This is a genomic window from Ruegeria sp. TASC047 (assembly GCF_059612445.1).
On the sequence record NZ_JBXWQP010000032.1, the window covers coordinates 47149 to 59527 of the forward strand.

Consider the following 12379-nt stretch of genomic DNA (forward strand, 5'->3'; position numbering starts at 1 on the left):
GATTTTCCGATGGGTCGCAAGCGCTGCGCGTCAAAAAAGACACATCCGTGATGCAACGAAAGTCACAAGGATGTTTTTATTGATTGACTGAACAATTAAAGTTATCGGCTCCGGGATCTGACATATCAAGGGAGGGTTGTCGGTGCTTCTGGAGTACATTCTATCTTTTGGCGTTCTGCTGGCGTTGGGCCTGGTCGCGTTCTTCGTAGTGAAGTGGTGGAACCTGCGCTGCGTTGGCGTTACACCTGTCCACCTTTTCACGTTCATCGCGATCCTGTTTACGTCCGGTCTGGATGTTGGCCTGATCATGTTCCCGCTGACAGAATTTGGTGGCTATGCCGAAGATCCGGCCTATGCCTTTGCCAATCCACTGGCGATCGAGTTCGGTTTCTGGGGATTTCTGATCTGGGCGTTTTACTTCCTGACAGCCTTCTATTTCTGCGTGATCGAACCCCGCGTGAACTTCTTTGAGATTCCGCTGGTCAAGCTGATCAACAACGTCGTCATCATCGGTACCTGCGCCTTTACCGCCAGCCTGTTCCTGATCTACCTGCCTGGCTACCTGCCAGAGGTCGGAGATGGAGAATCTGTCGTTACCACCTTCTACGTCATCGTGTTTGTGGTCATTCTGGCGGCGGCATACTCGTCGACCGATTTGAAATATGTGCGCATCCTGTCGGTCGGTTCGACCTTTCTGTTCCTTGCACTGATTCTGGGTATGTGGGCGGCCGCTGGCATGGGAATGACCGGGTTTATCGAAACCGGCAGTAACATTGGTGCCTATTTCGCCAATGTGCACAAATTTGTCCTGCCGCTGACCGATTATCATGCCTTCTACTTGTTCTGGTGGTTTGCGTGGTCAATCATGATTGGCCAGTTTACTTCGCGCTTTGTGGGCGGTTTGAAGACCTGGCAGCTGCTGGCGGCGTTGTTGATCTTCCCGTCGATCCCGCTGGGGATTTGGTTCACCGTTCTCTACTACTATCACCTGAACGGCATCAGCACCGCAGGCATCACCAATATCGCGATGGTAATCGTGGGCGTGACCTTTGTTATCAACTCGCTGGACTCGCTGATTAGGCTCTATACGGACAACCTGAACATGACCGCCGAGCGGTTTGGCAAGGCGACCTATGTCGCTGGCAACGTCGCGCTGCTGTTTGTGTTGACGCTGCTGTTCCAGAGTCAGTGGTTGCAAATCCAGTGGATCGGAGCCGTCGTAGTCGCTCTCTACCTGGCTTGCGTGGTCTATATCCTGGTCACCAAGCGCAAAGAGGTGATGAGTATCGACGCCATGCCGGAAGATCGCGATCTGGACTTCCACAAGGTTGAGACGATTCACTGATTGTTTCGAACCTACCAAACCAAAAGCGGGCCTCGACATTGGGGCCCGCAGCCGTTTTTGGACAATGCCCGATCCGGCCCTCATTCCTTGTCGTTCACTTCAGTTCGTGTCGAGACGATATTTGAGGAAACTGTGGCCAGCGTAGTCTACTTGCCCAACAAAATAAGCGCCGAGTTTGGTCATTGCGCGCAGTTTCGTGCGTGAAGGCGGCAGCAAGAATGTCACGAACGGAATACGATTGTCCTGCTTTGCGAATGTGATGGCCCGACGTGCTATTTTGGCACCCAGTCCAAATGCACCGGGCTTCAAGACCAACCCGAAATCCCACTCTTCACCTTCTTTTTGAAAACCACCCCATCCCACATATTGCCCGCGGTGCAGAATTGCCCAATGACCTAGGCCGTCCCGCGCCCAACACGACTCTTTCGCGTGAATGAAACCGGCGACTGTTTCCTCATCCCAATCCTGCGTCAGGAGAGGCATGTGTTCGGCAAGAATTGGATTTCTCATATGCGCCAGTATCTCAGGTGCTGAGACGAGGGGCAGTCGCGTGAAGGTTATATCCTGTTCCATAGAACTGGGATTTAGCGGGCCAAGCAGGAAATCAAAGGGTTGTCCGTAAAAAACGTTCCAAGAACATCCAGTGTTGGATTGTAGCCTTTAGTTACAGCCTGATGCCTTATCACATAATTGCGCGGGCCGTAGGATGTAAAGTTTAGACACAAAAAAAGGGGCCGCGTAACCGCCACCCCTTTACATGGTTCCAAGCGCTTGAGATCAGCCGTTCACGCTGTCTTTCAGTGCTTTCGCGATGGTCATTTTCACAACCTTGTCGGCTTCTTTGGTGAAGGTTTCACCGGTTGCCGGGTTGCGGACCTGACGCTCGGGGCGTTCGCGGCAGTAGATTTTGCCGACACCGGGCAGGGTCACTGCACCACCTGCGGAAACTTCGCGCGTGATCAAGCCGGTGATGGCCTCAAGCGCAGAGTTCGCGGATTTCTTATCGGTTCCCATTTCCTCAGCGAGAGCAGCAACCAGCTGAGTCTTTGTCATAGGTTTTGCCATTTCTTGGTCTCCTTAACGTGCCCGATCTATAGGGCCTCACCGCGTAACTGTAACGGGATATTGTGGCCAAACACAACGAATAGTAGCGCAGAAACCCCTAAAAATATGGGGAAAACGTTGCTTTTTTGCGTCAGAGGAAGGCAGTTTCGTCGAAGGAACGCAATTTCCGGCTGTGCAGACGCTCCAACGGCATGCCGCGCAGGTGCTCCATAGCGCGTATCCCGATCATCAAATGACGCCCGACCTGAGTGGTATAAAAGGACGAGGCCATGCCCGGTAGCTTCAGTTCGCCGTGCAGGGGCTTGTCCGACACGCACAGCAAAGTGCCGTAAGGAACGCGGAAGCGATAGCCGTTCGCGGCGATTGTGGCGCTTTCCATATCCAACGCGATGGCCCGCGACTGGCTGAGGCGCTGAACCGGTCCGGATTGATCGCGCAGTTCCCAGTTGCGATTGTCGACCGATGCAACTGTTCCCGTCCGCATGATCCGCTTCAGTTCATACCCTTCCAGCTCGGTCACTTCGGCCACGGCGCGTTCCAGCGCGACCTGAACCTCGGCCAGGGGCGGGATGGGCACCCAGACCGGCAGGTCATCATCCAGAACCTTGTCATCACGTAGATATGCATGGGCCAGAACGAAATCACCCAATGCCTGCGTGTTGCGCAACCCGGCGCAATGGCCAACCATCAGCCACGCGTGCGGGCGCAGAACCGCGATATGGTCGGTTGCTGTTTTGGCATTCGACGGGCCGACACCGATGTTCACCAAAGTAAGACCCGAACCGTCTTCACGCTTCAGATGATAGGTTGGCATTTGCGGCAGTTTCAGCGGCTGCTCGATTTCTGCATTTGGCTCCGTGATCTCGACATTCCCGGTCGAGACAAAGCTGGTGTACCCGCTGCTGGGATCAGCCAACTGTTCGCGGGCGTAGTTTTCGAATTCCGAGACATAGAACTGATAATTCGTGAACAGAACGTGATTCTGAAAATGCTGGGCATCTGTCGCTGTGTAATGTGCCAGTCGCGCAAGTGAATAATCGACCCGCTGGGCAGTAAACAATGACAAAGGCCCGACGGCGTCTTCATTTTCATGGACACCGTTGACGATGTCGTCATTCGTGGTGGTCAGATCCGGCACGTCAAACACGTCACGCAGGGTGAAAGCAGCCGCACCCTGATGCGGCACAACCAGATCCGACGTATTTGCCACGGCAAAATGGACCGGAATCGGTGTGTCCGACGCTGCAATCGTCACCGGTTGGTCGTGATTCTTGATCAAAAGGGCAATCTGCTGGGTCAGGTAGGATCGGAACAAATCCGGGCGCGTCACGGTTGTAGCGTGAACGCCGGGCTCCGACACATGCCCAAAACTCAGGCGGCTGTCGACTTGTGCATAGGTCGATGTCTTTATGCGAATCTCCGGGTAATAGGCTCTGTATCTGGCGGTTGGCGCACCACCTTGCAGTACCTTCGAGAAGCTGTCGCACAGAAATTCCGTTGCTTGAGTGTAAAGCTCCTCCAGTCGCGCAACTGCGGCTGCGGGATCGGTGAACTGTTCTGGCGAAAGGGCTTCAGGTGTCAGGAGTGTCGTCATGCCAAGGGTTCCAGAAGATCAATTTTTTCGAATGTGCGCACGTCAACCAGCCCGAGATCAGAGATCCTGAGTTCCGGTATGACGACCAACGCCAGTAGCGAATGTTGCATATACGCGTTGTTCAGATTGCAGCCACATTCCTGCATAGCCTGAACCATCCTGTCCGCCTTGGCCGCAACTTCAGCGGCCGGGCTGTCGGACATCAGACCGGCAATGGGAAGTTCGACCATCGCCAGTTCCTGGCTGTCCCGGAAGATCGTGATGCCGCCACCCACTTCGGCCAGTCGATTCGCGGCCAGCGCCATCTGTTCACGGTCGGTGCCGACGACGATCATGTGATGACTGTCATGCGCCACGGTCGAGGCCATGGCCATTTTTCCCTGATATCCAAACCCCGAGACAAAGGCGTTGGTGACGCCCCCTGTCGCCCGGTGTCGTTCGACCAGTGATATCTGGCATACGTCACCCTCACCTTCAACAAGCCCGCCGATTATCGGCAATTCGGCTTTCAGGGCTTTAGTGGGGGCCTGGTTTTCTACCACGCCAATGACGTTGGCCCTTACCTTGTTTGCACCCTTCGGCGCCGCGATCTCAAAATCGGACGCGGCCAGTTCCTGCTTCAGATGAACGGTGCGACGTGCCTTGTCGGGCCAGTTCAGATGGGGGCAATCAACCTTGATCACCCCGTTTTCCGCAACAACCTTCCCGTGCGCTATGACCAGTTCGACCGGCAATTCGGTCAGGTCAGAGCTGAGGATGATGTCCGCCCGTCGTCCCGGCGTGACCGATCCGATCTCGCGTTCCAAACCGAAATGCGTGGCGGTGTTGATCGTCGCCATCTGCACGGCCACAAGCGGGTCACAGCCGCAGGCAATCGCGTGGCGCACGACGCGGTTCATATGCCCATCATTGACTAGTGTGGCAGAGTGGCAGTCATCCGTGCACAGGATGAAATTGCGCGCATCCAGACCTTTTTTGGTGACCGCGGTAATCTGGCTTTCAATGTCATACCAGGCCGAACCCAACCGCATCATCGACCGCATTCCCTGACGGACCCGTGCGATGGCATCCGCTTCGCAGGTGCCTTCGTGGTCATCGGCAGGTCCACCAGCCACATAAGCCGCGAAATCAGGCCCTAAATCAGGGGATGCGTAATGTCCGCCGACGACCTTGCCTGCCCGCTGCGTGGCCGCAATCTCGGCCAGCATTTTGGGATCTCCGTGAATCACGCCGGGGAAGTTCATCATTTCCCCCAAGCCGATGATCCCGGGCCAATTCATCGCCTCGGCCACGTCTTCGGGGGTGATTTCATAGCCTGTCGTCTCTAACCCCGGTGCAGAGGGCGCGCAGGACGGCATCTGAGTGAAGATGTTGACCGGCTGCATCATTGCTTCGTCATGCATCATGCGCACACCGTCCAGCCCCAACACATTGGCGATCTCGTGCGGGTCGGTGAACATACTGGTTGTGCCATGGGGGATAACTGCGCGGGCAAACTCGGCAGGGGTCAGCATCCCCGATTCGATGTGCATATGCGCGTCGCATAAGCCGGGCAGGATAAAGCGGCCTTGCGCGTCGATAACCTGTGTCTCTGGTCCGGTACAATGCGAGGCGTCGGGACCGACAAATGCAATACGGCCTGCAGCGATTGCAACTGAATGGTTCGGCAGCAGTTCGCGGCTGTGCACATTTACCCAAGTCCCACCCTTTATTACCATATCTGCTGCCTCACGTCCGGCAGCAACTGCGATCAATCGGGGGGCGACATCGGGCCAAGTTGGGAAGGGTGTGTTTTCCATGGCTCAACTTTCACGAATGCGCGCGCGGGTGCAACCCCGGTTCTTTACTACTGCCGACGGATCACAATTCTGCAAATCTGCCCGACCCGGTCATCGAAAGCTGACATAGGCGCCGACAGCGCGCAGGAACCCGTCCGGGTTTACGTTTCGGACCCGAATTCTCGTCGTATCCAGTTCGCAAAGGTAACCGCTCCGGGCGTGTCCTCGGCCTGAGGGGAGAGCAGCAGATAATACGCTTCGGGCATCGGGGCGCGATGCTCAAATGGTGCGGCTAGTCGTCCCTGATCGATCAAATGACCTGCGATGGTGTCATGGGCCAGGCACAGGCCACTTCCGGCCATCGCAGCTGACAAACAAACCAGATAGGTTGTCGCGTAGGTAATAGGCGGATTCTGCCAATTCAGAGCCTGATCTTCAGCCCACGTCGCCCAGTTGGTCAACAGGTTGGAACAGTCGAACAGAGGTTTTTCCTGAAGGTCTTGCAGGCACACCTGATATCCCGGCGCGCAGACGGGATAGTAATATTCAGAGCGCAGCATCTCTGTCCGGGTTGTATCTGAGGGTCGAAGGGAAAACCGGATCTCGACTGCCGCGCCTTCAGCCATCTCGCGCGGTTCCCACAACTCGGTGAAGATGTTCAGCTGAACATCCGGGTGTTCAGCCTGAAATAATGGCAGACGCGGGGCCAGCCAGTTCACGGCGAAACTGATGTTGCACTGCACCTGGACCGCATTCTGTTGCGCGCCAGTTACCGCCTGAGTGCCCCGTATCAGTGTCCGAAACGCCTCGCGCACCACCGGCAAATAGGTGATTCCGGCCTCTGTCAGCTCAAGCGCCTTCGGGCGTCGCAGGAACAGTGGCTGACCCAGATGACCTTCCAGCGATTTGATCTGCTGACTGACCGCACTTTGCGTCATGTTCAGATCCCGCGCCGCACCGGTGAATGACAGATGGCGGGCTGCGGCTTCGAAAGTGCGCAGCCAGCCAAGCGGGGGAAGCCTGTTTTGCATCTACATAACTCCGGCATAAGTTCAGCTAATGGGATAGTTCCGTTTTTTTCGTTGGTCAAATTGCCGGACCAAATGCAGGCTTTGGTCATTCGCAGATACCAAAGGACGCGTCACATGAGTCTCACCAACCTTCGTCCCAATATCGATCATTGGTCAGAACGTGTGGACATGGCCGCAACCTTTCGCTGGACGGCCCGGCTGAACATGCACGAAGCCGTCGCCAACCACTTCAGCCTTGCTGTGAACGAAGACGGGACGCAGTTCCTGATGAACCCCAATCAGGCGCATTTCTCGCGTATTCGCGCGTCTGATCTGTTGCTGTTGAACGCCAACGATCCGGATGTGATGTCACAGCCCGGCGCACCTGATCCCACGGCCTGGGGCCTGCACGGCTCGATCCATCGCCACTGCCCGCACGCGCGTTGCGTCATGCATGTGCATTCGATTTTCGCAACTGTTCTGGCGTCACTGGCCGACAGTACACTTCCGCCAATCGACCAGAACACCGCGACCTTCTACAACCGCTACGTTGTTGACGAAGAATTTGGCGGATTGGCTTTTGAAAGCGAAGGCGAGCGGTGCGCCGGGATGTTGGCTGATCCGAAGAAGAAAGTCATGATCATGGGCAACCACGGGGTTCTGATCACCGGCAGCGACCCTGCAGATACCTTTAACAGGCTCTACTATTTCGAGCGCGCTGCCGAAACATACATCCGGGCACTGCAAACAGGCCTGCCCCTGCGGGTGCTGTCGGATGAAATTGCCGAGAAAACAGCACAGGAACTGGACGACTACCCCGGTCAAGCCGAAGCGCATCTGCGAGAGATCAAGGCAATACTCGATGCAGAAGGCTCGGATTACGCAACCTGAATGCAAGACAGAGTGACCGACATGCGAGATTCCACGCAGGACCCCGAAGCTGCCCGCTGGCATTACCACCCCGACGGGCCAGTGGGTCTCAACCCACTGTTCAGTTGGCCACCACGTCCGGCGGCCGTGCTAAAATGGTACAGCGGAGCGTGGTTGCAAATCACCGCCCTGACCCTGTGCATGACCTTGGCCGTCATCGCCTATGCGTTCTTTTTCCCTGCGTTAGAGACGATGAAAAGCTTTGCGCCCGGATGGATGTTTCGGATCTGGTTGCTGAACATGGTGCCGCAAACTCTGGTAGCAGGAAGCCTGCACTGGTGGCTGTACATGCGCAAAGGGCAGGGGATGTACAAAAAGTTTGATCGCAGGGACCTGACACGGGACAACGGAACATTCACATTCCGCAATCAGGTCTGGGATAACATCTGGTGGACGCTGGGCAGCGCCATGACGGTGGCGACCATTTACCAGTGGGTCATCTTCTGGGCGATGGCAAATGGCTGGGTTCCGACGATTACCTGGGCCAGCTCGCCGGTGTGGTTCGTGGTTTGGATGTTGTTTATTCCCATGTGGTCCGGTCTGCATTTTTACTGGGTGCACCGGCTGGAACATCATCCCAGGCTTTATAAACATGTGCACGCGGTCCATCACCGCAATGTCAATACCGGGCCATGGTCAGGGATTTCGAATCACTGGTATGAAAACATGCTTTATTTCACGACGTATTTCATCCACCTGATCGTGCCTTCCCATCCGCTGCATGTGTTGTTTCACAGCTCGTTCCAGCAGGTCAGCCCGATACTGTCCCATTCTGGGTTCGAGAAGCTAAAGGCCGGTGAGACCGAAGCCGCGCGGGCGGGCGACTTTTTTCACCAGCTCCACCACAGGTATTTCGAGTGCAACTACGGCACATCCGAAATTCCGTTCGACAAGTGGTTTGGCACCTATCACGATGGCTCAGCCGAAGCGACGACACGCACGAGGGCCTACAAAAAGCAGATGTACACCTGAAGTGGCTGGTTCTGTCCGGGGACTAAACTCGTTCGAACAATGCAATGAAGGCCGTGTCATCCTTATTGGGCCCTGCAGCAAGATCGCCATAGATGCGAACCTCGGGCAGGGTCAGGTTGCGGATCTGGTCCTGTTCCAGTTCGTGCAGCTTGCCCTTGAAGCCCATCTTTTCGAAATGGCGGGCGTTTATTGACAGGGCGAACGTAGCGCCTGACCGTGCGACGCGAAGCAGCGCAGGCAACACTTCGGGACCCAGATGACCGTGTGTGAACGTGCCAGATGACACGATGCCGGAATAGCTGTCTGGCGGAACCGGGATGCCATGGGTAAGGTCAGCCTCGATCGCGTCCCGGTAGATATCCTTGCGCATAGCCTGTTCCAGCATCTCTGAACTGATATCAGTGGCATCAATCGGCCCAACACCAAGCCCAGACAACACCGCGCCGCACAGGCCCGTTCCCGCACCGACATCCAGAACCGGCCCCTGACCGCCCGCGCCCACAAACGCCCGCGCGGTATGGATATGAAGCTGATAATCCTCACGCGCGGCAAAGCTGTCGTCATAGTCCCCGGCCCATTCCGCATAAAGGCGTTTGTTTTCGTCCGGAGAGCTCAGCGCGTAGGCAGAATGCAGGTCTGGTTTCTTTTTGCTCATATCCACAGAAAGGCGCATCAGAAGATTCGATTCAAGTGCGTCCATGCGGCGCTTGCATCCCGATGCGCTGAAGCCCATCAACGGTGCATGACCATGACACTCTTCTCATTTGGCCACGGCTATTCTGCGCAGGCCCTTTCCCGAATTCTTGCCCCGAAAGGCTGGCAGATTTTTGGCACCACACGAGACGGCGAAGGCACAGATGCGATACGTGCCTCTGGCGCGGACCCGCTGATCTGGCCCGGCGAGGTTCCAAATCTGGATGGGGTGACGCATTTGCTGATCTCAACGGCACCGGGCGAGGCGGGCGATCCGGTACTGGCGGCGCTTGGCGACGAGATCCGAAAACGAGCAAGTCAGTTCACTTGGGTGGGCTATTTATCGACAACAGCTGTTTATGGCGATCACCAGGGCGGCTGGGTTGACGAAGACACCCCTCCAACACCGACCGCCAAGCGTGGAAAGTGGCGCATGCTGGCTGAAGAGCAATGGGCGGCTGTGCCGGGCCTGCCTGTTCACATCTTCCGTCTGGCAGGGATTTACGGCCCGGGCCGTGGGCCGTTCTCTAAGCTCACACGCGGTGGGCTGCGGCGTATCATCAAGCCGGGGCAAGTGTTTTCGCGTATCCACGTGGATGACATTGCGCAGGTTCTGCAAGCTTCGATGACAAGGCCGAATCCGGGCAGTGTTTACAATGTCTGCGACGATGAGCCTGTCCCGCCACAAGATGTCATCGGGTATGCCGCCGAACTGCAGGGGCTTCCTCTGCCCCCGGCGGTTTCATTTGATGAGGCCGATCTGACACCGATGGCGCGCAGTTTTTATAACGAGAACAAACGCGTCCGAAATGACCGGATCAAGGATGAGTTGGGTGTCGAATTGATCTACCCGAACTACCGGGTGGGGTTGGAGGCGCTAATGAAGGACCGGTAGGTTCTTTACTGCGCGGCTGCCTTAATCATGTCCGAGGCTTTTTCCGCGATCATTATTGTTGGCGCGTTTGTGTTTCCCGACACCAGCGTTGGCATCACCGACGCATCAACCACACGAAGCCCCTCAATCCCCCGCACCCGAAGTTCGGGATCCACAACAGCCAGTTCGTCGGTACCCATCTTGCAGGTGCCGACCGGGTGATAGATCGTATCGGCGCGGGCACGGATATGCCCCTCCCAATCGGCGTCGGATTTGGCCGTATCCGTTCCGAACATCTCTTTATGCCGATATTTGGCCAATGCCGGCGCTTGCAGGATGTCTCGCGTCATTCGCGCGCCTTTGATCATGATGTCCAGATCGCGGGCATCTGTAAGAAACCCGGGGTCGATGACAGGCATTGCCATTGGGTCGGCGCTGCTCAGGCCAACGGTTCCCCGGCTTTCCGGGCGAAGCTTGCAGATATGACAGCTGTACCCGTAACCGTAATGCAGTTTGCGGGCGTGATCATCGACCATTGCGATTGTGAAATGCAGCTGGATATCCGGGCGCTCCAGCTCGGGTGAGGTTTTCAAAAACGCCGCGCCTTCGGCAAACGGAGTGGCCGCCATTGACACGCCGGTCTTGCGCCACTGATGGATGTGCTTCAGCAGTCGCACTGCCGCTGTTGCGCCGATCCCAAAGTTGTTCGTGTCTTTGGTCCGGTAGGTCAGCGTAAAGTCGAGGTGGTCCTGCAGATTCCGCCCCACACCCGGTAGTTCATGCAGAACAGCGATCCCGTGCGGTTCAAGATCAGCGCTTGCTCCAATCCCTGAGATTTGCAGCAGCTGCGGTGTTTTTAATGCTCCCGCGCACAGCAGAACTTCGCGAGTGGCGGTAACGGTGGTGTCTGCCTCTTTGCCTTTGACCCTGAAAACAACGCCAGTTGCGCGCTTACCCTGAAAGACCAGCCCTTTCGCGTGGGCATGTGTAATGATCGTTAGGTTCGGACGGTTGGCAATCGGGAACAGGTAACCCGCAGCCGCCGAGCACCGCTCTCCATTCTTTGTCGGGTCATGAAACTGCGTTACCTGATACAGCCCGACACCTTCGTTATCGCCTCGGTTGAAATCTTCAGTATGACGGTGTTGGAGTTGCCGCGCGGCTTCAATGAACGCGCGGGTGATCGGGCGAGGTTCCTTTTGCTGTGACACCTGTAACGGGCCCTTGTCACCATGCCAGCTGTCTGCGCCAAGCTCATTGTTCTCGGACCGTTTGAAATACGGCAATACGCTGTCCCAATCCCAGCCGTCGCAGCCCAGATCGGCCCACCTATCGTAGTCCTGCCTCTGACCTCTGACATAAAGCATCGCGTTGATCGCGCTCGAACCACCCAGTGCTTTGCCGCGGGGTTGATACCCCCGGCGTCCGTTCAACCCGCGTTGCGGTATGGTTTCAAAAGCCCAGTTGTTTATTTTGGGTCGCCCCGGAAGGGCTGCCACGACAGCTGCCGGCACCCTGACAGTCAGGCCGTTTCCGTTCCCACCTGCTTCGAGCAGGCAAACGCGTGAAGCCGGGTTCTCGGTGAGGCGGTTTGCAAGAACGGATCCTGCCGAACCACCGCCCACGATGATATAGTCGAACTCCATGCTGGCTTCCCTACTATCAGAACCATTATTGTGCCGGTCCGCTGTTCGTCATCCGAGCCAGACTTCCCTGAGACTGCGTCAATTGAGTAAAAAAACAATTGTGACCTGAAGTCAGTTTCCAAGTGTTCTTCGACATTCAGCGAAACGGTACGCCCGCGTCGATCGAGTGACTCAAGACGGATATCGATGTTGTCGTTTGCTACCGTGGTCGACGATTCCAGCCAAAGTGCAGATTTCACCCTCTTCTTCTGATGAGCCTGCACCAGAAATGGCCGCTGGGAATCGCAAAATATCTGTTTAAACTATTGATTTACAAAACTTAAATGAGAGATTGGTGAGAAATGCGAAGTTTTTTCAAAATGGGGGTTGCAGGTCGGAAGCCTAATCCGTAAATACCCCTTCACCGGCGCAGCTGAGGTTGGCCTGACGGACTGGAAAGACGGTTGAGACGCACTGGAGAGACGGTGGGCAT

Annotated in this window: 11 protein-coding genes; 4 read left to right on the plus strand and 7 right to left on the minus strand. The window is 56.2% G+C overall.

From position 1 onward, the window contains the following. Positions 1-148: 148 nt before the first annotated feature. Entirely contained in the window at positions 149-1345 is a 1197-nt protein-coding gene (locus AC2FLO_RS13240) for a BCCT family transporter (protein ID WP_480587078.1), read from the plus strand. A 99-nt stretch (positions 1346-1444) separates the two neighbouring features. Here AC2FLO_RS13240 and AC2FLO_RS13245 read toward each other — a convergent pair whose 3' ends face one another. The 5 genes from AC2FLO_RS13245 to AC2FLO_RS13265 form a co-directional block, all read right to left on the minus strand. After that, on the minus strand, positions 1445-1918 hold the full coding sequence (locus tag AC2FLO_RS13245) for a GNAT family N-acetyltransferase (RefSeq protein ID WP_480586752.1): 474 nt from the start codon (positions 1916-1918) through the stop codon (positions 1445-1447). 204 nt (positions 1919-2122) lie between these two features. Further along, complete coding sequence (locus tag AC2FLO_RS13250) at positions 2123-2410, minus strand: HU family DNA-binding protein (RefSeq protein WP_117871130.1); 288 nt, start codon at positions 2408-2410, stop codon at positions 2123-2125. Between the two features lie 130 nt (positions 2411-2540). Further along, a complete protein-coding gene (locus AC2FLO_RS13255) occupies positions 2541-4004 on the minus strand; it encodes an AMP nucleosidase (RefSeq protein ID WP_496753144.1) in 1464 nt (487 codons plus the stop codon). Next, positions 4001-5803, minus strand: coding sequence for an adenine deaminase (ade, locus tag AC2FLO_RS13260; RefSeq protein WP_496753143.1), 1803 nt, complete (start codon positions 5801-5803; stop codon positions 4001-4003). Before ade ends, AC2FLO_RS13255 begins: the two co-directional genes overlap by 4 nt. 140 nt (positions 5804-5943) lie before the next feature. Further along, positions 5944-6813: a LysR family transcriptional regulator gene (locus AC2FLO_RS13265; RefSeq protein ID WP_496753142.1), complete on the minus strand. Its 870-nt coding sequence runs from the start codon at positions 6811-6813 to the stop codon at positions 5944-5946. A gap of 114 nt (positions 6814-6927) precedes the next feature. Between AC2FLO_RS13265 and AC2FLO_RS13270 the strand changes: the two genes are divergently transcribed. Together AC2FLO_RS13270 and AC2FLO_RS13275 are read left to right on the plus strand one after the other, a co-directional pair. Further along, a complete protein-coding gene (locus AC2FLO_RS13270) occupies positions 6928-7683 on the plus strand; it encodes a class II aldolase and adducin N-terminal domain-containing protein (protein ID WP_480484602.1) in 756 nt (251 codons plus the stop codon). 21 nt (positions 7684-7704) lie between these two features. Then, on the plus strand, positions 7705-8694 hold the full coding sequence (locus tag AC2FLO_RS13275) for a sterol desaturase family protein (protein ID WP_480547266.1): 990 nt from the start codon (positions 7705-7707) through the stop codon (positions 8692-8694). 22 nt (positions 8695-8716) lie between these two features. On the opposite strand, the gene AC2FLO_RS13280 is transcribed toward AC2FLO_RS13275, so the two are convergent. After that, positions 8717-9349: a class I SAM-dependent DNA methyltransferase gene (locus tag AC2FLO_RS13280; protein ID WP_209598901.1), complete on the minus strand. Its 633-nt coding sequence runs from the start codon at positions 9347-9349 to the stop codon at positions 8717-8719. Positions 9350-9436: 87 nt separating this feature from the next. On the opposite strand from AC2FLO_RS13280, the gene AC2FLO_RS13285 reads away from it, so the two are divergent. Next, positions 9437-10282 (plus strand): SDR family oxidoreductase, encoded by an 846-nt coding sequence (locus tag AC2FLO_RS13285; protein ID WP_496753141.1) that lies wholly within the window; start codon positions 9437-9439, stop codon positions 10280-10282. A gap of 5 nt (positions 10283-10287) precedes the next feature. On the opposite strand, the gene AC2FLO_RS13290 is transcribed toward AC2FLO_RS13285, so the two are convergent. Then, entirely contained in the window at positions 10288-11907 is a 1620-nt protein-coding gene (locus AC2FLO_RS13290) for a GMC family oxidoreductase (protein ID WP_496753140.1), read from the minus strand. Positions 11908-12379: the final 472 nt, after the last annotated feature.